We start from the raw sequence: 20127 nt of genomic DNA on the forward strand, positions 1-20127 counted from the left end.
GGGAGGAAACGCGACGATGGCTGGCATGAAAGGCCTGAAAAAGAAGAGACGGGTACAGATCATCCTGCTGGCGTTCTTGGCGCTGGCGGGAAGCACTGCCTTGATCGGCTACGCGATGCGGGACGGGATCAACTATTTCCGCGCGCCGTCCGATGTGGTGGATGCGCCGCCCGAAGCGCGCGAGACCTTCCGGATTGGCGGGCTTGTCGAAGAGGGCACGCTCATTCGCGGTGAAGGCGAGACCATCACCTTCAGCGTGACCGATGGGGGGGCTTCGGTGCCGGTTTCCTATACCGGCGTGCTTCCGGACCTGTTCAATGAAGGGCAAGGGATGATCGGTACGGGCAACCTTGTGGACGGCGTGTTCGTGGCCAGCGAGATCCTGGCCCGCCATGACGAAACCTACATGCCCAAGGAAGTGGTGGATGCGTTGAAGGAGCAGGGTGTCTACCAGGAGACGCAAGAAGGCGGCAGCTGAACCGACACGCGAACTGAGTTGATGAGGCCGCGTATCTGATTTGATACGCGGCCTTTTTTGTCAGAAAACGAGGTGCCAGAGGATTGGCAGGAGCAGGGCGGTCGCCAGCGCGTTCAGCCCCATGGCGAGGCCGGCAAAGGCGCCTGCGGTCTCGTTGACCTGCAGCGCGCGGGCGGTGCCGATCCCGTGGCTGGCGGTGCCGATGGCAAGGCCGCGCGCGGGCCAGCCGCGAATGCGGGCGAGGTCGAGCAGCAGTGGGCCGAACATCGCACCAAGGATGCCGGTGACGATGACCAGCACTGCGGTGAGCGAGGGCAGGCCACCAAGCTCTTCGGCGATCGCCATGGCCACGGGGGCAGTGACGGATTTTGGAGCGATGGACGCCAGGATTTCGGAGCCTCCGCCCAAGGCGCGGGTGACGAGCACGGCCGAAACAATGGCCGTAAGAGAGCCGCAGAGCAGGCTGACAGTGATGGCCAAAGCGGAGGCGCGAACACGGTGCCACTGCCGATAGAGCGGGATGGCGAGGGAGACGGTGGCCGGGCCGAGCAGGAAATGGACGAATTGCGCCCCCTCGAAATAAGTGCCGTAGTCGGTGCCGGTCGCCACCAGAACGGCCACGACGATCAGCACCGCGCCAAGTACCGGGTTGAGCAGCGGATTGCGTCCGCCGCGCTCGAAAAGCCAAGAGGCCGCCTGGAAAGCCACCAGCGTCAAGGTCAGGTGAAAGAGCGGCGATGCGCTGAGATAGACCCATGTTTCCTGAAGGTTATTCATTGCGCGTCCCCCTTGGCGAGCCAGTGCATCATTGCCCCGGTGACGAGGATGGTGAGCAATGTGCTGACCACGAGGCCGATGCCCAGCGGAAGCAGTGCGTCGCCCAGCAGTTGAAAATGCAGCATCACACCGGCGCCGGCCGGAACGAAGAGCAACGACATTGCGCGTTGCAGCCCGCCGGCCACGTCCCCCAGCCCTTCGGGGACGGCGCCGCGGCGCAGGAGCCAGACGAAAAGCAGGACCATGCCGAGAACCGGCCCAGGGATCGGAAGGGCCAAGGCCCCCACGGCCAACTCGCCGAGCAGTTGGCAGACGAAAATAAGTGTCAGATATCCCGGCATATTGTCTCCTGGTCGCATGGATGTCGTCCCGCGTTTCAAAGGTGGGCGAACGCAGTGGTTTACTCTTCTTAAACACTTTGGCGCAGCTTTCGTCCTATCCAATTGTGCCGGGGAACAGGCTCCATGAAAAACATTGAGGCAATTGCACATGAAATCGTCGCCCGCGAGGGTGGCTTCGTGAATGATCCCGATGATCCGGGGGGCGCCACGAAATATGGCGTGACTATAGGCACCATGCGCCGGCTCGGCCTGGATCTCGACGGTGATGGACGGGTCACAGTGGCGGATGTCCGAAAACTGGATCGAAAAACCGCGGAAAACATCTTTATCGAGCACTACTTCCGTCGCCCGCGCATCTCCGATCTGCCCGAATGCCTGCATGCCAGTGTGTTCGACATGTATGTGAACGCAGGCTCCAACGCGGTGAAGATCCTGCAACGACTGCTTTGCCAGATGGGCGAGGAGATCGCGGTGGACGGTGCTATCGGGCCGCAGACCCTCGCGGCGGCCGATACCGCCGCGCGGACGGCACCGGAGCATCTGGCAGATGCGTACGGGATCGCCCGCCGGAACTATTACTACGCCTTGGCAGACCGCCGACCGTCGAGCCGGAAATATGCCCGCCGTCGCGATGGCGGCAAGGGCGGCTGGATCCGGCGGTCAGAGGAGTTCATCTCGCCACGGTTTCACCTGAGCGAGGGCGAACACAAGGAACGGGTGGCGCAATGGGGATGATCAACGAGCTGGTCTCGACCTTGTTCGGGAGCGGGCGGAATGTCGTGGTCGAAACGGTGGAGGTGTTTCGCGAGAACGCGGAAAATGGTGCGGAGCGGGACGCGGAACAGGTTCAGTCCGCGTTGAGCCAGTTCGCGGCGGAGTTTGCTCTGGAGCAGAGATCCACCTTTGACAAGGTGATCGATGGCCTGAACCGGGTTCCGCGCCCGGCGATGGCACTGGGCACTCTGGGCCTGTTCGTGTCGGCAATGGTCGATCCGATCTGGTTTGCCTCGCGCATGCAGGGTATCGCGCTGGTTCCGGAGCCGCTCTGGTGGCTTCTGGGGGCGATCGTCGGTTTCTATTTCGGCGCGCGCCACCAGGCAAAAGGGCAGGACTTTCAGCGCTCCATAGCAACGACGCTGGCCCGGGCAGGGCAGGTGACGCAAGGCATCTCGGCACTTCGGGCGTTGCAATCGGGGTCGGGCGTGGAAGAGGCCCAGTCCGCCGAGACCAATGTGATCGAGGGCAATTTCCCGGAAAATGCCGCGCTTGCGGAGTGGAAGAATGCCCATTCCTGACGACTTCTGGATCTCCCTGGCCACGGAGCACGGGCCGTGGGTGCTTCTGGTTTTCTACCTGCTGTTCCGGGACCATCAAAAGGATGATGCGACCCGGACCATCCTGAACCGCAATACCGAGATCATCGTGGAAATCACCACCTTGATCCGTGAACGCCTGCCGCGTGACCGCGTGGGCTGAGAGGAGACCGGGAAAGTGAAACAGGCCCTTTCGATTTATGTACTTGTCCTTGCGGGGACGCATTTGGCATTCCTGATGCAAGGTTATGTGGGGACGGCCGAGATCCTGTTCGGTGCGCTGACAATCATGGCGCTGATGATCTCCGCCATTTTCCTCTGGCTTTGGGGCATGCGGATGTCGCCGCTGTCGCTGGGAATGGCCTTCTCGTGGGCCGGATCGGCGATGGTCATGGGGTGGGGGTGGCTATCGGCACAGCTTGGGCGGCCGGCCTGGATGAACGAGAACGAGCTTTTGTTGTTGTTGATGGGGTTGCTGATGACCGGCGCGGTGTTGCATTTCGAGGTGCTGGAGACCTCCTTCGGCTATCGTCGCGGTGCTTTTCTTCTTCCGGTGGCGGGCGCTCTTCTGTTCTCGAGCCTGCTGCTGGCTCTGGTGGGGTGAGACGGCCGTGTCTGATGGAGGCGAAAGCATGTTTTTCGGCCGCATGGCGGGCGCGCTTGGGCGGCTTGGCGCGGCGAGCTTCAAGCTTCTGAGAAAACTCCTTCTGGGGCGCCGCTTCATCCACTCGCTGGAGCAGAACCGGGAGGCGGCAGATCGTCTCGATACGGCGCTCAAGGAAATCTTTGAGCAGCCGAACTGACGCGCCGCTCTGCTGGAAACTGAAAAAGGCCGGGGATTTCCCCGGCCTTCTGCGTTTGGCTTATGACTGAGCTTAGCCGCGTTTGTCGACCGGAACGTAGTCGCGATGCGGCTCGCCGGTATAGAGCTGGCGCGGGCGGCCGATCTTGTGCTCCGGATCCGAGAGCTGCTCGTGCCACTGCGAGATCCAGCCGACGGTCCGCGACAGCGCGAAGATCGGGGTGAACATCGAGGTCGGGAAACCCATCGCTTCGAGGATGATCCCCGAGTAGAAGTCCACGTTCGGGAACAGTTTCTTCTCGGAGAAATACGGGTCGGCGATGGCCTGCGCTTCCAGTTCCTTGGCGACCTGGAGCGTCGGGTTATCGTGAACCCCCAGCAGGTCGAGCACTTCGTCGGCCGACTCCTTCAACACCTTGGCGCGCGGGTCGGTGTTCTTGTAGACGCGGTGGCCGAAGCCCATCAGGCGGAACGGGTCGTTCTTGTCCTTGGCGCGGGCGATGAACTCGGGGATCCGATCGACGGTACCGATTTCGCGCAGCATTTCAAGGCAGGCCTGGTTGGCGCCGCCATGTGCGGGACCCCAGAGACAGGCCGCGCCGGCTGCGATACAGGCGAACGGGTTTGCGCCCGAGGAAGACGCCAAGCGGACGGTCGAGGTCGACGCGTTCTGCTCGTGGTCGGCATGAAGCGTGAAGATCCGGTCCATGGCGCGGGCCAAGATCGGGTCGATCGCATAGTCTTCTGCCGGGACAGAGAAGCACATGTTGAGGAAGTTCGCCGCGTAACCCAGCTTGTTGTTGGGGTACACGAAGGGCTGCCCGATCGAGTACTTGTAGGCCCATGCCACGATGGTCGGCATCTTGGCGATCAGGCGGATCGAGGCGACCTCGCGCTGCCAGGGATCGGTGATGTCGGTAGAGTCGTGGTAGAAGGCCGACATCGCGCCCATCACGCCCACGATGATTGCCATCGGGTGCGCGTCGCGGCGGAAACCGCGATAGAAATAGGTCATCTGGTCGTGCAGCATCGTGTGGCGTGTCACACGGGTCTCGAAATCTTCCATCTGTGCCCGGGTCGGCAGCTCTCCGTAGAGAAGCAGGTAGCAGACCTCGAGATAGTGGCTGTCCGCGGCCAACTGGTCGATCGGGTAGCCGCGGTGCAGCAATTCACCCTTTTCGCCATCGATGAAGGTGATGGTGGACTCGCAGGCCGAGGTCGAGGTGAAACCCGGGTCGTGGGTAAACACATCGCCTTGGGCGTAGAGTTTGCGGATGTCCAAAACGTCCGGACCCAGTGTGGGGGAATAAATCGGCAGTTCTAGCGTCTTGTCGTCGAACGTGAGCGTCGCTTTTCTTTCAGTCATTGACATCCCTCTCTGACTTCGCCCGGCCAAGTATTTCCTTGGTGGGCACGGCTTTACCAAGTGCGGGCCGGTGGATCACTCCCCCGCTCGGCCCGCGGCATCCTCTATACGGCCAAGGGTCTCCTCCCGACCGATCACGAGCATCATGTCGAAGACGCTCGGTGTCACCGTGCGCCCGGCGAGGGCGGCACGCAAGGGCTGAGCGATCTTGCCAAGCTTGAGTTCCTTGTCCTCCGCAAACCCGGCGACGGCCTCCTCCAACCCATTGCGGGACCAGCTAGCATTTTGCAGGTGCGGCGTCAATTCTTCCAGTATACCACGGGATACCGGATCGAGGCTCTTCGCGGATTTCGCATCGGGCTCAAAGGGGCGGTCTCCAAGAATGAAGTGTGCCTTTTCAAGGAGTTCTTCGAATGTCTTCGCGCGCTCCTTGAGGCAATACATTCCACGAGACAGACCATCTTTCTTTTCTGCGGCAAGGTTTTCAGCGCCGATTGCGTCCAGATATGCGAGAATTTCGGTCACCAAATCGGAATCTTCTGCAGCTGCAATATGCTGTCCGCACAGATTCTCGAGTTTCTTGAAATCGAAGCGGGCTGCGGACTTGTTGATTCCGTCGAAGTCAAACCACTCAAGCGCCTGCGCATCGGTGAAGAACTCGTCATCGCCGTGGCTCCAGCCGAGCCGCGTGAGGTAATTGCGCATGCCGGCGGCCGGGTAGCCCATCTTCTGGTATTCTTCGACACCGGTCGCCCCGTGCCGCTTGGAGAGTTTCTTGCCGTCCGGCCCCAGGATCAGTGGGATATGCGCGTAGACGGGCAACTCCCAGCCCATGGCGGCATAGATCAGCGACTGGCGCGCGGCATTGGCCAGGTGGTCATCGCCCCGGATGACATGGGTGACGCCCATATCAACGTCATCGACAACCACGGCGAGCATATAGGTCGGCGTGCCGTCCGAACGCAGCAGGATCATGTCGTCCAACTCGGCGTTCTTGAAGGTCACCTTGCCCTGCACCTGATCGTCGATCACCGTCGTGCCCTCGCTCGGCGCCTTGATGCGCACGACATAGGGCGCGTCCGGGAAGGCGGTCGGGTCGGAATCCCGCCAGGGCGAGCGGAAAAGGGTGGATTTGCCCTCGGCGCGGGCCGCCTCGCGGAAAGCCGCGATTTCTTCTTGCGTGGAGAAGCATTTGTAGGCACCGCCGTTCTCAAGCAACGTATGTGCCACTTCCGCGTGGCGCTCGACGCGCTCGAACTGGCTCACGGCATCGCCATCCCAGTCCAGCCCAAGCCAGCGCATTCCCGCCAGAATCGCATCCGTGGCTTCCGGCGTGGAGCGCTCACGGTCGGTATCCTCGATCCGCAGCAGAAATTTCCCACCGCGCCCGCGCGCGTAGAGCCAGTTGAACAGCGCCGTGCGGGCCGTGCCGATATGCATGAAGCCCGTTGGCGAGGGAGCGATGCGGGTGACTACCTGTTTGGCTTCAGCCATGAATCCTGTCTGCCTTTCGATCGGTCGGGCGTTCAAGTTTCTGAAGTTGCAGGATGAATCCGGCTTCGTTCCTCGCGCCCATGTCTCTTGGTCGAGCAAGCTATAATCGCTTGGCATGTCGAAGGAAAGAGCGCCGGTCGTCACAGATTTCCTTCCCTTCGCGCGGGTGCCGGACATGACGGACGGGCGCCGGAGAATGGTGTTAATCCTTTGGTAACCGTGATCGCCCAAGGGTGGGGCGATGTATGCGGAACCCTTGCCCGGGGCGCTGTCTGACCGCCCGGCAGCCACGCGGCTGCGGATCTCCGGGGCGCTTCTGGCGCAACGGGGGCACCTGCTGCTTTGGGTGCCGATCTGTCTCTCCATCGGGATCGGCACGTGGTTTTCACTTCCCAACGAGCCTTCGAGCGGAGTCTACTGGGTCTGCGGTGCATTGGCCGTAGGACTTGCGGGCCTCGGTTTGCGCAGCGGCGAGCTCGTCGCGCCGGTCTTCTGGGGCGCGACCCTGATCCTGATCGGGGTGCTTCTGGCCGGAGCGCGGGCGCATTCTGTGACCGCACCTGTGCTGGGGTTCCGTTATTACGGCCCCATTGAGGGCCGGATCGTCGATATCGACCGCTCCTCCTCGGACAAGCTGCGTTTGACGCTCGACAATGTTGTGCTGGAAGACATTCGCCCCGAACGCGTTCCGACACGGGTGCGGGTGTCTCTGCATGGCGACGGTCCGCATGTCGCGCCCGAGCCGGGACTAACCGTCATCCTGACCGGCCACCTGTCTGCGCCCAACGGGCCGGTCGAACCCGGTGGTTTCGAATTCCGCCGATTGGCATGGTTCGAACGACTCGGGGCGGTCGGCTACTCGCGGACGCCGGTCCTGGCGCTTATGCCCGCCGACGACGGGCGGGCTGGCCTTTCGGTGTTTCGCCTGCGGATCGTCATCAGCGAATGGGTGCAGGCGCGTATTCCCGGCGCGGCCGGTGCCTTTGCGGCGGTCATCCTGACCGGGGACCGCTCCGCGATGCCGCGTGAAAGCGTCGAGGCGCTGCGTGCGACAAACATGGCGCACCTGCTTGCCATATCCGGACTGCATATGGGGCTGCTGACCGGGGTGGTCTTTTCGGCGCTGCGTGCGGGGATGGCGCTTTTCCCATGGTTCGCCTTGCGTTACCCGACCCGGAAATTCGCCGCAATCGGCGCGCTTCTGGCCGGGGCGGCCTATCTGGCGCTCTCCGGCGGGGCGGTTTCGACCGAACGGGCCTTCATCATGGTCTCCGTGATGCTTGTGGCGGTGCTGCTGGAGCGGCGGGCGATTTCGCTGCGCTCCGTGGCGATCGCGGCGAGCCTGATCCTCGTTTTGGCGCCTGAAGCGTTGTTCGGCGCCGGCTTCCAGATGTCCTTTGCCGCAACGACCGCGCTTGTCGCCGTCTTTGGCCTGTTGCGCGACTATCGGGACCGGTTGCCAAGGCTGCCGCGTTGGCTGGCCCCGATATTGGCGGTGGTGCTCTCCTCGGCCGTGGCCGGCGCCGCGACAGCACCTTTCGGGGCCGCGCATTTCAATCGGATCGCCGATTATGGGTTGATCGCGAACCTGCTTTCGGTGCCCCTGATGGGGGCGCTCATCATGCCCGCCGCGGTTGCAGTCGCACTATTGGGGCCACTTGGGCTGGCATGGTTGCCGTTGCAGGTCATGCGCTACGGTTTGGAGTGGATCCTGCTGGTGGCCGACAGGATTGCCGGCATCGAGGGAGCCGTAACCTATGTCATTGCGCCCGGCCCCTGGGTGCTGCCAAGCCTCAGCCTCGGGTTTCTTCTGCTCATCATCTGGCGTGGAGCCGGACGGTGGCTCGGGCTGTGTCCGATCCTGGCCGCGGTCTTTCTTTGGTTTCAGGCGGAACGGCCGCCGATCCTGATCGCGGATACGGGTGGGCTTGTCGGTGTCATGGGCGAGGGCGGCCGGGTCCTTTCCAAACCGCGCGGCGACGGGTTCGCGGCCGGAAACTGGCTCGAAAACGATGGAGACGGCGCGGATCAGGAGCAGGCCGCCGCACGAGAGGGTGTCTCCGGTCCACGCGGCACGCGGTATTTGGAGGTCACAGGCACCCGCATCCTGGCCTTGTCAGGTGTGAAGGCGGCCGAAGCCTTCAGCGGACGTTGCGAAGCCGACGTGATCGTCTCCAACAAGCCACTGGCAGACCGTCCGTCAGGCAGCTGTCTTGCGTTCGATGCAGCATCGCTGCGCGAAAGCGGCGCGGTGGCGATCTGGATGAGGTCCGACGGGCTGCACGTGGAGACGGTCGCAGAAACATCCGGTCAGCGGCTCTGGACCCGCTGACCCCCCGATGGTCAGTTCAGATAGCTGCGGATCAGCCCAACCAGTCGGCCCTGAACCTTCACCTGATCGTCGCGCAGAATGCGCGGCTCATAGGCCGGGTTGGCGGCTTCGAGCGCGATCATCTTGCCCTTGCGGCGGAAACGCTTCAGCGTCGCTTCGCTGGACTCAACCACCAGCGCAACCACGATGTCGCCATCGTCTGCCGTGCTCTGTTCGCGGATCACGACGATGTCGCCATCGTTGATGCCGGCATCGATCATCGAGTCCCCGCGTACTTCGAGCGCGTAATGCTTGCCGGCACCGACCATCTGTCCCGGCACGGCAACGGTATGACTGATCTGGCTGATGGCCTCGATCGGAACACCGGCCGCGATCCGGCCCATCACCGGAAGCTCGGTCGCGTGCACCTTGACCGGCATCGCGCCGCTCGGTGCGTGTCCGCTATCGGGCAGGTCTCCGTCGATCACGGTTGGGGTAAAGCCCTTGGCCAGCATCGAATCCGGCAGCTTCACGATCTCGATGGCCCGCGCCCGGTGTGCGAGGCGACGGATGAACCCCCGTTCTTCCAGCGCGGTGATGAGGCGGTGAATGCCGGACTTGGAACGCAGGTCCAGCGCGTCCTTCATCTCGTCGAAGGAAGGCGGCACGCCGTCACGCTGCACGCGCTTGTGGATGAACTCCAGAAGATCGAGTTGTTTCTTCGTCAGCATGGCAGGCCCTCGTTCGGTTCCCAACAGGCGCGGAATGACGCGCGTTTACGGGATGTTCTGCCAGTGTTCACGTTTTGTGTCAACCGTCCCGCTCAAAGCGGGACGATTTCGACCTCGTCGCCTGCCTGTCGTGGCCCGTCCTTGACAGGGCGGATCAACAGCGCATTCGCGCCGGCAAGGACCGTCAGCAGCGCGGAATCCTGTCGCTCGAATGCGGTCACGATGCCGTCTTTGACCATGGCGCGCATGTAGTGCTCGCGTGGGCCGTTTGCCCGAACGTCGCTTCCCAGCACCGCCTTTTGCCGGGGCGCCGGCGCCCGGCCGAGGCCCAGCATGGAGCGCAGCATCGGCAGGATAAAAAGATGGCCGCAAACCATTGCGGAAACAGGGTTTCCGGGTAGGCCAATCATGGCTGCTCCGTTCAAGCGACCGGCCATGAGCGGCTTTCCGGGCCGCATGGCGACCTTGTAGAAGGCACGCTCCATGCCGAGATCTCCCGCGACCTTGCTGACAAGGTCATGGTCGCCAACCGAGGCGCCACCGATGGTGACCAACAGGTCTGCGCCACTGGCCAGAGCGAAGGCCGCGCGCAGGCTCGCCTCCGTGTCGCGCGCGATGGGCAACATCCGCACCTCGGCGCCCTCGGCCTCGAACATCGCCTTCAACCCGAAGGAGTTTGAGGCAACGATCTGGTCCGGTTTCGGTTCTTCTCCCGGCATGACCAGCTCGTCACCGGTCGCCAACAACGCCACGACAGGGCGACGGCGCACCACCAGCTCGGGCACATTCATCGCCGCCGCAAGCGCGACATCGCCCGGTACAAGCCGCCTTGGGGCCTCTATCCGGTCGCCGGGGCGGAAATCGCCACCGGCAGGGCGGATATTGTCGCTATGGGCATCGGCATCGGTGAGCGTGATCCGATCACCGTCACGGCGGACATTTTCCTGAATGACTACGAAATCCGCGCCCTCGGGAACAACCCCGCCTGTGAAGATCCGCACTGCCTGTCCGGGGCCGACTGTGCCTTCGAAGGCGCGCCCCGCCGGGGCATCACCGATCACGTCGAAACGGGCGTCCTGCGCCAGATCCTCCCTGCGGATCGCGTATCCATCCATCGCGGAGGCCGCAAAGGGCGGCTGGAGGCGCCTGGCGATGACCGGTTCGGCCAGAACGCGGCCCGCCGCCGCCTGAAGCGGTACGGTTTCGGTTTCCAGAACCTCGGCAAGGGCGAGAACCTCTTCCAGCGCCTCGCGTACCGGGATCATGGCGCGGCCTCGTAACGGCCGGACTTGCCGCCATCCTTGAGCGTCACGCGGACGCCGCCGATCTCCATGCTCTTCTCTACCGCCTTCAGCATGTCATAGACGGTCAGGGCCGCGGTCGAGACTGCCGTCAACGCCTCCATCTCGACGCCGGTCTGCCCGGTCGTCTTCACGGTGGCGGAGATCCGTACCCCGGGCAGCTCCGCATCCGGCTCCAGTTCCACCGACACCTTGGTAATCGGCAGCGGGTGGCAGAGCGGGATCAACTCGGAGGTCTTCTTGGCGCCCATGATTCCGGCGAGGCGGGCGATGCCAAGCACATCGCCCTTCTTGGAGGTGCCGGCTTCGACATGGGCCAGCGTCTCCGGGAGCATCTTCACCCAGCCCTCGGCCACGGCCACGCGCGATGTCACCGCCTTGTCCGAGACATCGACCATATGCGCCTGTCCGGACGCGTCGAAATGCGTGAGCGTCATTACATCCCCCCACCATGCGCGGCGGTCAGCGGGTTTGCGAGCAGATCCCGGGTTGCCTTTTCCACGTCATCCTGGCGCATCAGGCTCTCGCCGATGAGGAAGCAACGCGCGCCATACATGGCCAGTTCGGCCAGTTCCTTCGGCCCGCTCAATCCGCTCTCGGAGACGATCAGCCGGTCCGCTGGAATATGCTTGATGAGGTTGCGCGTGGTGTCGAGCGTTGTCTCGAAAGTGTTCAGGTCGCGGTTGTTGATGCCGATCAGGCGGGATTTCAGGCGCAAAGCCCGGTCCAGCTCCTCGCGGTTGTGCACCTCGATCAACGCATCCATGCCCAGTTCGACGGTGGCGGCTTCCAACTCGGCAGCCTGATCGTCAGAAACAGAGGCCATGATGATCAGGATGCAGTCGGCCCCAAGCGCGCGTGCCTCGACGACCTGGTAGGTCTCGTACATGAAGTCCTTGCGCAACACGGGCAGGGACACCGCCTCGCGCGCGGCCATCAGGAAAGCATCGTCGCCCTGAAAGGACGGGCCGTCCGTGAGCACCGACAGGCAGGTCGCCCCGCCTTTCTCATAGGCTTCGGCCAGCACGGCCGGGTTGAAATCCTCCCGGATCAAGCCTTTCGACGGGCTGGCTTTCTTGACCTCGGCAATCAGGCCGTAGCCGTTCTGGATTGCCTTGGCGAGCGCGTTCGCAAATGGACGCACGCGCGGCGCGGCCTTGGCCATCGCCTCGATCTCTTCGAGCGGGCGGGCCTCCTTGCAGGCCGCGATATGTTCCAGTTTATAGGCCTTGATCTTTTCAAGAATTGTCGGCGTGCTCATGCGGCCTCCGGGGTAATCCAATTGATAGGGGTGTGGCCACGTTCCTGCAGCCATGTATTCGCGCGTGAAAAGGGGCGGGAGCCGAAAAAACCTCGGCTTGCAGACAATGGCGAGGGATGGGCGGTCTCGATCCGCAGGTGATGCGCGCCCTGCAGCGATTGCGCTGCGGCCTTCTGCGCCGGACGGCCCCAGAGCAGGAAGACGCGCGGGGCATCCGAGAGCCGATCCAGCACCTGCGCGGTGAGCGTCTGCCAGCCGAGCGCCTTGTGCCCGTTGGCCTCGCCCGCCGGCACAGTCAGTACCGAGTTGAGGAGCAAAACACCCTGTCTCGCCCAGAAACGCAGGTCCGCATTCCTCGGTGCGTCGCCAAGATCGGCCCGCATCTCCTTGTAGATATTGCCAAGCGAGCGGGGCAGAGGCCGCACATCCGCCTCGGCCGAAAAGGCCAGCCCATGCGCGTGGCCGGGCGTCGGGTAGGGATCCTGCCCGAGGATCACCACGCGGGTCTGTTCGGGTTGGGTCATCTCGAGCGCGGCAAAGATCCGTTCTGGCGCGGGCAGCACCTGTCGCGGCTCTGCTTCAAGCGCGTCGGCAATGGCCGGCAGGTCCTCCCGGAAGAAAGGCAGCTCGGCCCAGGCCCCGATATGCGCCGTCCCGGGGGTCATCCGGCGGCGGAGGTCAGCGCAGCCAGAGCGGTGATCTTGTCCTTGGCCGCGCCGCTGTCGATGGAGGCGCGGCCCATCTCGACGCCCTGATGCAGGTCGCTGGCAACACCCGCCACGACCAGCGCGGCGGCGGTGTTGAGCAGGACCGCATCACGGTATGCACCCGGTTCGCCCGCCAGAAGCGCGGCAAAGGCCTTGCCGTTCTCCTCGGGCGTTCCGCCCAGGATGGCCTCGAACGGGTGCACCGGCAGGCCGGCATCCTCGGGCGAGACCTCGCGGTCGCTCACCACGCCATCCTTCAGCTCGGCCACCCAGGAGGGGCCTGCGATGGACAGCTCGTCGGTGCCATCGGAGCCATGCACCAGCCAGGCGGCTTCCGAGCCGAGCGAGGCCAGCGTCTCGGCCATTGGACGGATCAGGTCCTTCGAAAAAGCGCCGGTCAACTGCCGCTTGACACCGGCGGGGTTGGTCAGGGGACCGAGGATATTGAAGATCGTCCGAGTGCCCAGCTCTGCCCGCGTCGGCATGACATGGCGCATCGCCGGGTGATGCATCGGCGCCATCATGAAGGCGATGCCGACCTCGGCCAGCGCCTTGTTCACCACGTCGACGCCAACCATGACGTTGATGCCCATCTGCCCGAGCGCGTCGGCCGCGCCGGACTTGGAGCTGAGATTGCGGTTGCCATGCTTGGCCACCGGAACGCCCGCGCCTGCCACCACAAAGGCGGTCGCGGTGGAGATATTCAGCGTGCCCTTGCCGTCGCCACCGGTGCCGACGATATCCATCGCGCCTTCGGGGGCGGTCACGGCGTTGCACTTGGCGCGCATCACGCGGGCGGCGGCAGCGATCTCCTCGACCGTCTCGCCCCGTGTGCGCAGCGCCATCAGGAAGCCGCCAACCTGGCTGGGCGTCGCCTCGCCCTCGAACAGAGCGTCAAAGGCGGTCTCGGCTTCGGCTGCGGTCAGCGGACGGTCGGCGGCGGGGCCGATCAGGGGTTTGAGTGTATCGCTCATGCCGGCACCTTCATGCGGTTGAGGAAGTTGCCGAGCATCTTGTGGCCATGCTCGGACCGGATGCTTTCGGGGTGGAACTGCACGCCCTCGATGGGCAGGCTCTTGTGCCGCAGCCCCATGATGGTGCCGTCTTCAAGCCAGGCAGACACTTCCAGGCAATCGGGCAGGCTCTCGCGCTCCACCACCAGCGAGTGATAGCGAGTCGCCTCGAAGGGGCCGTCGATCCCATCGAACACGCCGCGCCCGTCATGGTGTATATGGCCCATCTTTCCATGCACGATCTCGTGGCAGCGGACCACCTTGCCGCCGAAGGCTTCGCCGATTGTCTGGTGCCCAAGGCAGACGCCCAAGAGCGGCACGCCTGCCTCGGCGGCGGCCTTTGTCAGCGGCAGGCAGATGCCAGCCTGCGCCGGATCGCAGGGGCCAGGGCTGAGGATGATCGCCTCGGCACCGAGACCCATGGCCTGCTGAACGTCCATTGCATCGTTTCGCCAGACCTGAACATCGGCCCCAAGCTCGCCCAGATAATGGACGAGGTTATAGGTAAAGCTGTCGTAATTATCGATAAGTAGCAGCATAGCGTCAGGTCCGAGCAATAGGGGGTGAACCGGCGAACGGGTCGGGCTATACATGTTCAGAGGCATTCGCCGGGGTCAAGGTCATCCCGCCCGAAAGGGGGCCCTTGGCGGAGCACAACGATAACAACAGGGGTAAGAGATGGGACGCGGAATCCTGTCGGGCCTGATCTGGGGCAGCATAATCTCGGTCGTCGTCCTCGGCGCCATGTCACAGCTTTCGCCAATCGACGCATCCCGACAAATGTCGAAAAACGCAGCGGAAACGGCTGAAACTCCGGCAGATGGTGAAGCCATGCCGGACGGAACGGACACGGGGACCGAAACGGTCGCGCCGGCGGAGGAGGCCGCGCCCGGCGTGGCCCCCCTCATGGAAAGCCCCGAAGCTGAGAGCACGCCGGAGCCCGCGGCCGAACCGCCCGCCTCCGATGCGGCTGCGAGCGGCGCGCAGGAACGCCCCGCGACCGCTGTCGAGCTGCCTGCCGGCTCCGAGTTCCGCAAGGCGCCGGCCGAGACGCAAGCCGAGCTGCCCGAAGGGGCCGCCGCGCCGGCCCAGGTCTCGGCGCCAACTGCGCCGTCGCGAGGTGGCGAGGATGTCGTGGCGAGCCTGCCACAAGATGCCGCGCCGCGCCCGGCATTGCCCGGTATGGAAGTGTCCGCACCGAATGCGCCGGTAGCAGAGCCCGAGGCGGCGGATACGACCGCGCCTGCCCAGGGCAACGCCCCCGAGGCCGCCACCGGGCCTGCCTTGCCACAGGCGGACAGCGGAGAGGCCGCGCCGGACAGCAACCTCGTCAATGGCTTCCCGCCACCGCGTCGGGCCGAAACCGTCGAGGCGCCCGCCGTGGCTCCGAGCGAAGGGTCTCAGGAAACCATCGCCGAGGTCGAGACCGAAGCCGAGTCCGTGAAAGCGGTCGATGCACCGGAAACGCAGGCAGCGCAGATGGCGGAAACGGCCGGTGCGCCGCCGGCAGTTTCCTCGCTTGCCCCTGAAGCGCCTCAGAGCGTGCAGGCCGCCAGCGATTCCGAAACCATGGCCGCCGATCCGGGCGCTACCGATACCCTCGCAGGGACGGCGGAAACGGCGGATCGCCAGCCCGCCACCGGGGCGGAAGAAACCGTCGCCGCAGGCGCGCCGGCCCCGGAAGTCACCGCGCTCGCGCCAGCGACCGGAGGCGCCTTCGTCTCGGCCGTGCAGGAAACGCCGGATCCGGTTGCGACCGCGCCTGCCACCACGCAGGACGCAGCCAGCCCTGCAGCCCAAACCGTGGAAATCGCCCCCGTCGTGGCCAGCGACGGCCCGCTTGCCGGCGGCGCCTTTGGCGATGGTTCCGCGACGGTTGCCATGGCCGAACAGACCGATCCGGTCGCACCGGAGACGGTGACCGGATCGCAGGCACCGGCGACCGAAGCGAAGGGGATCGCAACCCATATCCGCCCGCTCACCGAGCGCGGCGGGGTCTCTTCGCGCCTGCCGCAGATCGGTGGAGCCGATGATGCGGGCGAGGCAGAGCTGGCTCTTGCCGAGACCACGGAGAGCCAGGATCCGCCGGCAGAGCAGGAACTGAAGCTCGGCGCGCTGGCCCGCAACGCCCGCCCGTTCGAGAACACGGAAGGTAAGCCGCTCTTTTCGGTGATCCTGATCGACGAGGGCGACGGCGGGCTCGACCGCTCCGTGCTGAGCACTTTCTCCTTCCCGGTGACATTTGCCATCGATCCGACCCGGCCGGACGCGCGCGCAGCCGCCGAGGAATTTGCCCGGGCCGGCTTCGAGGTTGTGGCGCTTGCCAGCGGATTGCCCGAGGGCGCGACTGCCCGAGACCTGGAAACCTCGCTTGAGTCGCATCTGGCGCAACTGCCGCAGGCCGTCGCCCTGATGGACCCGGAAGAGGGCGGCATCGCCGGCAAGCGGGAACTGGTCGAGCAGGCGCTGATGATCGCGGCGCAGGAAGGGCATGGGCTGATCGGCTGGTCGCGCGGGCTTGGCCCTCTGGACGCGGCGGCTCGCAAGGGGGACTCGCCGGTCGGGCTGGTCTACCGGGTGCTGGATGCCGGCGACGAGAGTAGCGCCACCATCCGCAGGTATCTTGACCGCGCGGCCTTCAAGGCGGCGCAGGACGGATCGGTCATCATGGTCGGCCACAGCCGGCCAGAAACCGTGACCGCGCTGTTCTCCTGGGCGCTTGGCGGCAAGGCCGGCCAGGTGGCGCTTGCCCCGGTCTCGGCGGTGCTGCGCCAGCAATAGGGCCCGATTTCGGGCCCGTTCGGCACCTGAAACCGGTGGTTCGGCAGGATGAAACCTTGCCGCGGCACCGGCATTGGATGCATCCTGCCGCAGGGGAGGTGCTGCAATGTGGGTTTCGATCTATGCCGTCAGCTATGTCGTGCTGGAGGTCTTTGCGATCTATTTCGCCTACCGGGCGGTTGCCCGGGCGCGTACGCCGCAAGGCTCCATTGCCTGGGTCGCTTTTCTGATCTCGATGCCGTGGATCTCTGTACCGGCGTTTCTCGTGCTGGGGCATACGAAGTTCCGCGGATATGTCATCGCACGGCGCGATTCCGAGGAGGTGATCGCCGGCGTCGGGACCTTTCGGGAGCAGAACCCGGCCAGCGGCGATGGCGGTCTCTTTGGCTTTGCCAGTTTCGAGCGGATCGCGGAAATGCCGGTCGTGGGCGGCAATGGCTTCGATCTGCTGGTGGATGGGCGGGAAACCTTCGACGCGATCTTCGAAGCGCTGGATAAGGCCGAGGAATACATCCTCGTCCAGTTCTACATCATCAATGACGATCATCTTGGTCGCGCCTTTGCCGAACGCCTGAAGGCCGCAACTGGTCGCGGGGTGAGCGTGCGGCTGCTCTTTGACTCCGTAGGCAGCGCGAAACTTCCGCAGAGCTATCTTGATGACCTCCAGGAGGCGGGCGTGGAGGTCGTCAACGCTCATGCCATCCGCGGCCCCCGCCACCGTTTCCAGGTCAATTTCCGCAACCACCGCAAGACCGTGGTCATCGACGGACAGGTCGGCTTCATCGGCGGGTTGAATGTCGGTGACGAATACATGGGGCGAAACGAGAAATTCGGCGACTGGCGCGACACCCATTGCCGTCTGACCGGTCCTGTCGTGCAGCAGCTTCAACTCGTCTTTGCCGAGGATTGGCACTGGGCCACGCAGACTTTGCTTATTCCGAAGCTGAAATGGGCGACGGAGTCGTCTCCAGACAATATGGATGCGCTCATCGTCGCCACCGGCCCGGGGGACCGGCTGGAAACCGGCTCGCTCTATTTCTGTGCCTGTATCACGCGGGCGACGCGGCGGATCTGGATCGCCTCGCCCTATTTCGTGCCGGATGTCGATATCCTGACAGCGCTCAAGCTGGCCGCCCTGCGCGGGGTGGATGTGCGCATTCTCGTGCCGGATGTGATTGACCACAAGATACCCTGGCTCGCCGCCTTCGCCTATTTCGACGAGATCCGCGATGCCGGTGTCCGTATCTGGCGCTATGATGCGGGCTTCATGCATCAGAAGGTGATCCTGGTGGATGACGATATCGCCTCCGTTGGCACCACGAACATGGATAACCGCTCCTGCCGGCTCAATTTCGAGGCAACGGCAATGTTCTTCGACAGCCGCGTGGCCGAGGAAGTGGCCTTCATGCTGGAAGCGGATTTCGCGCGTGCCTATCTATTGGAGAAGAGTCTGGACGAGCAGCCATGGCGACGGCGCATCGGTGCGCCTTTCGCCCGCCTGCTCGCGCCGATCCTGTAGAGCATGTGTCGGGAAATGTAATGTCAAAGGACCTTCGACTGGCCAGCTACAATATCCAGAAGGCCGTCGGGGTGGATTTCCGCCGCGATCCCGCTCGGATCATCGACGTGATCAACATGCTGCAGGCCGATCTGGTGGCGCTTCAGGAGGTCGACAAGCGCCTGGGCGAGCGGCCTTCCGTGCTCTGCCGGCGCATGATCGAGGCCGAGACCGATTTCCGCATCGCACCGCTTTCGCGCAACGAGGTCAGCCTCGGTTGGCATGGCAACGCGGTCCTGGTGCATCGCGATCACGAGATCCTCGCCACCGGGCATATCGGGCTGCCGGGGCTTGAACCGCGCGGCGCGGTGCGGGTGGATATCGCCACGGCCGAGGGGCCGCTTGCTATCGTCGGGGCGCATCTGGGGCTGGTGCGGAATTTCCGGCGGCTGCAGCTCGAAACCATCCGCGGCCATCTGGACGACGCTCCGGCGCGCACTGTAATTCTCGGCGATTTCAACGAGTGGTCCGAGGGGCGCGGGCTGGAGCCGCTCGATGAAGATTACGAGGTGATCAGCCCCGGCAATTCCTTCCATGCCGCGCGCCCGATTGCCAGCCTCGACCGGTTCGCGCTTGGCCGCAAGGTGGCGCTGCGCGACGCGGGGGTAGAAGAGGGGGCGCTCGCCAGTCGCGCCTCCGACCACCTGCCGGTCTGGGCCGATATCGCACTCGCCCCGGCCGAGCCGGGCGTGCCCGCTCTGCCGACCTTTGAGAGCTCCGTCTCGCTCTCGCCCGGCACGCAGCAGTGGTGGAACACCTTCCGTGGTACGTAGGGCCCCGCTTCAGGTTTCTTCTTCGATCCGTGCGGCGGCTGGCTCCGGCTCGTGATTGATCCAGTGGGTGAAGAGTTCGTAGAAGACCGACAGGATGACCGGCCCCACGAATATCCCGATCAGGCCGTAAGCCATGAGCCCGCCCAGAACCCCGATCAGTATGACAAGCATCGGCGTGTTCAGCCCGCGCGACATGAAGATCGGCTTGAGCACATTGTCGATCACCATCACCGGAAGCATCAGCAGCGTGAAAAGCAGCGCCGTAACGGTATCCATCGATGTCCAGGCCCAGATGATGACCGGCAGCAGGACCGGCCCCGGCCCGATCTGGATGACGCCCAGCAGAAGCGCCACCAGCGACAGCGGCCCCGCAGCGCCGATCCCGAACGCGGCCATCACGATCCCGGCCATCAATGCCTGGATCACCGCAACGCCGATCACGCCGCGCGAGACATTGCGCACCGTCGCCCCGGCCATGTCGACCAGCAGCGGGCCACTATCGGCAAAGACCCGATTGGCGAATTTGCGCGCGCCCATCACGAGACCCGGTCCCGCGATCAGCAGAACGCCCATGATGAGCACAGCCATCGCCAACGTAAGGACACCCATGCTGGCACCGGCCAACTGCCCGAGCAACAGGCTGCCGGCCTTGAGCAATTGTGGTTCGAACCGCCCGATCATCTCAAGGATATCGGAATGCGCGGAGTTCCAGGCTGCGTGCAGTTTCGGCCCGACCACCGGCCAGTCGATCACGGTTTCTGACGGTGGTGGGATATGTAGCGTCCCTTTCGCGAGCCCTTCATTGATGGTCTGCCCGGCCTCCATGATACCAAGTCCGAGTAGCGCCACTGGGCCGAGCGTGATCGCAAGGCCTATCAATGTCAGGAAGGTCGCGGAGATTTTCTGGCGCCCTCCGAGCCACCCCGACAGGGTCGCATGAAGCGGGTAGACGGCGACAGTCAGGATGACCGCCCAGAGCATCAACCCCACGAGCGGGGCGACGAGCATCAGCGAGCCGTAGATGAAGAGCCCGAGAAATCCAATTCGGATGGTGAGGTCAATGACCTTGGCGTCGGTGGAGCTATGCATGAAGAAACCCATTATTGCGCTACGGGAAGTT

22 protein-coding genes are annotated in these 20127 nt (G+C 64.2%); 10 read left to right on the top strand and 12 right to left on the bottom strand.

The genetic code is table 11. From position 1 onward, the window contains the following. Positions 1–25: 25 nt before the first annotated feature. Positions 26–478 (top strand): cytochrome c maturation protein CcmE, encoded by a 453-nt coding sequence (ccmE, locus tag AX756_RS09220; protein WP_068310614.1) that lies wholly within the window; start codon positions 26–28, stop codon positions 476–478. 60 nt (positions 479–538) lie between these two features. Here ccmE and AX756_RS09225 read toward each other — a convergent pair whose 3' ends face one another. Together AX756_RS09225 and AX756_RS09230 are read right to left on the bottom strand one after the other, a co-directional pair. Beyond that, positions 539–1255 (bottom strand): LrgB family protein, encoded by a 717-nt coding sequence (locus AX756_RS09225; RefSeq protein WP_068310310.1) that lies wholly within the window; start codon positions 1253–1255, stop codon positions 539–541. After that, entirely contained in the window at positions 1252–1596 is a 345-nt protein-coding gene (locus AX756_RS09230) for a CidA/LrgA family protein (protein ID WP_068310312.1), read from the bottom strand. Before AX756_RS09230 ends, AX756_RS09225 begins: the two co-directional genes overlap by 4 nt. Positions 1597–1719: 123 nt before the next feature. On the opposite strand from AX756_RS09230, the gene AX756_RS09235 reads away from it, so the two are divergent. From AX756_RS09235 to AX756_RS25585, 5 genes are read left to right on the top strand one after another with little or no spacing between them, the layout of a single operon-like run. Beyond that, entirely contained in the window at positions 1720–2331 is a 612-nt protein-coding gene (locus tag AX756_RS09235; RefSeq protein ID WP_068310314.1) for a holin-associated N-acetylmuramidase, read from the top strand. Continuing rightward, on the top strand, positions 2322–2891 hold the full coding sequence (locus AX756_RS09240; RefSeq protein ID WP_194247529.1) for a holin family protein: 570 nt from the start codon (positions 2322–2324) through the stop codon (positions 2889–2891). Before AX756_RS09235 ends, AX756_RS09240 begins: the two co-directional genes overlap by 10 nt. Continuing rightward, on the top strand, positions 2878–3072 hold the full coding sequence (locus tag AX756_RS09245; RefSeq protein ID WP_068310316.1) for a hypothetical protein: 195 nt from the start codon (positions 2878–2880) through the stop codon (positions 3070–3072). Before AX756_RS09240 ends, AX756_RS09245 begins: the two co-directional genes overlap by 14 nt. A 15-nt stretch (positions 3073–3087) precedes the next feature. Then, a complete protein-coding gene (locus AX756_RS09250) occupies positions 3088–3513 on the top strand; it encodes a hypothetical protein (protein WP_068310318.1) in 426 nt (141 codons plus the stop codon). A gap of 28 nt (positions 3514–3541) precedes the next feature. After that, positions 3542–3712 carry a hypothetical protein gene (locus AX756_RS25585; protein WP_156461437.1) on the top strand — a complete coding sequence of 57 codons (171 nt, stop codon included), beginning with the start codon at positions 3542–3544 and terminating at the stop codon, positions 3710–3712. Positions 3713–3784: 72 nt separating this feature from the next. On the opposite strand, the gene gltA is transcribed toward AX756_RS25585, so the two are convergent. Both gltA and gltX read right to left on the bottom strand, forming a co-directional pair. Then, positions 3785–5077 (bottom strand): citrate synthase, encoded by a 1293-nt coding sequence (gene gltA, locus AX756_RS09255; RefSeq protein WP_438938398.1) that lies wholly within the window; start codon positions 5075–5077, stop codon positions 3785–3787. A gap of 75 nt (positions 5078–5152) precedes the next feature. Next, positions 5153–6571, bottom strand: a complete 1419-nt coding sequence (gltX, locus tag AX756_RS09260) for a glutamate--tRNA ligase (protein ID WP_068310618.1) — start codon at positions 6569–6571, stop codon at positions 5153–5155. 241 nt (positions 6572–6812) lie between these two features. Here gltX and AX756_RS09265 point away from each other — a divergent pair, with 241 nt between their 5' ends. After that, entirely contained in the window at positions 6813–8903 is a 2091-nt protein-coding gene (locus tag AX756_RS09265; protein ID WP_068310322.1) for a ComEC/Rec2 family competence protein, read from the top strand. Positions 8904–8914: 11 nt separating this feature from the next. Here AX756_RS09265 and lexA read toward each other — a convergent pair whose 3' ends face one another. From lexA to AX756_RS09300, 7 genes are all read right to left on the bottom strand, one after another. Further along, the gene (lexA, locus tag AX756_RS09270) at positions 8915–9613 is read right to left on the bottom strand and encodes a transcriptional repressor LexA (RefSeq protein ID WP_068310324.1); all 699 of its coding nucleotides are present in this window, start codon (positions 9611–9613) and stop codon (positions 8915–8917) included. A gap of 92 nt (positions 9614–9705) precedes the next feature. After that, positions 9706–10878, bottom strand: coding sequence for a molybdopterin molybdotransferase MoeA (locus tag AX756_RS09275; RefSeq protein WP_068310326.1), 1173 nt, complete (start codon positions 10876–10878; stop codon positions 9706–9708). Continuing rightward, positions 10875–11351, bottom strand: coding sequence for a cyclic pyranopterin monophosphate synthase MoaC (moaC, locus tag AX756_RS09280; RefSeq protein ID WP_068310329.1), 477 nt, complete (start codon positions 11349–11351; stop codon positions 10875–10877). Before moaC ends, AX756_RS09275 begins: the two co-directional genes overlap by 4 nt. Beyond that, positions 11351–12175: an indole-3-glycerol phosphate synthase TrpC gene (gene trpC, locus AX756_RS09285; protein ID WP_068310331.1), complete on the bottom strand. Its 825-nt coding sequence runs from the start codon at positions 12173–12175 to the stop codon at positions 11351–11353. The genes moaC and trpC overlap by 1 nt, the downstream gene beginning before the upstream one ends. Then, positions 12172–12840, bottom strand: coding sequence for a uracil-DNA glycosylase (locus AX756_RS09290; protein ID WP_068310332.1), 669 nt, complete (start codon positions 12838–12840; stop codon positions 12172–12174). Before AX756_RS09290 ends, trpC begins: the two co-directional genes overlap by 4 nt. Then, positions 12837–13856 (bottom strand): anthranilate phosphoribosyltransferase, encoded by a 1020-nt coding sequence (gene trpD / locus AX756_RS09295; RefSeq protein ID WP_068310334.1) that lies wholly within the window; start codon positions 13854–13856, stop codon positions 12837–12839. Before trpD ends, AX756_RS09290 begins: the two co-directional genes overlap by 4 nt. After that, positions 13853–14434, bottom strand: a complete 582-nt coding sequence (locus AX756_RS09300; protein WP_068310336.1) for an anthranilate synthase component II — start codon at positions 14432–14434, stop codon at positions 13853–13855. Before AX756_RS09300 ends, trpD begins: the two co-directional genes overlap by 4 nt. A gap of 139 nt (positions 14435–14573) precedes the next feature. Here AX756_RS09300 and AX756_RS09305 point away from each other — a divergent pair, with 139 nt between their 5' ends. From AX756_RS09305 to AX756_RS09315, 3 genes are all read left to right on the top strand, one after another. Next, positions 14574–16676 carry a divergent polysaccharide deacteylase family protein gene (locus AX756_RS09305; RefSeq protein WP_068310338.1) on the top strand — a complete coding sequence of 701 codons (2103 nt, stop codon included), beginning with the start codon at positions 14574–14576 and terminating at the stop codon, positions 16674–16676. A 106-nt stretch (positions 16677–16782) separates the two neighbouring features. Beyond that, positions 16783–18195, top strand: a complete 1413-nt coding sequence (cls, locus tag AX756_RS09310; RefSeq protein ID WP_068310340.1) for a cardiolipin synthase — start codon at positions 16783–16785, stop codon at positions 18193–18195. Positions 18196–18215: 20 nt separating this feature from the next. After that, entirely contained in the window at positions 18216–19007 is a 792-nt protein-coding gene (locus tag AX756_RS09315) for an endonuclease/exonuclease/phosphatase family protein (protein ID WP_082739027.1), read from the top strand. 9 nt (positions 19008–19016) lie between these two features. On the opposite strand, the gene AX756_RS09320 is transcribed toward AX756_RS09315, so the two are convergent. Next, entirely contained in the window at positions 19017–20096 is a 1080-nt protein-coding gene (locus AX756_RS09320; RefSeq protein WP_068310620.1) for an AI-2E family transporter, read from the bottom strand. Positions 20097–20127: the final 31 nt, after the last annotated feature.

Origin of the sequence: Aliiruegeria sabulilitoris, assembly GCF_001558155.1 — a bacterium.
In the GTDB taxonomy this organism is placed as follows: domain Bacteria; phylum Pseudomonadota; class Alphaproteobacteria; order Rhodobacterales; family Rhodobacteraceae; genus Tropicimonas; species Tropicimonas sabulilitoris.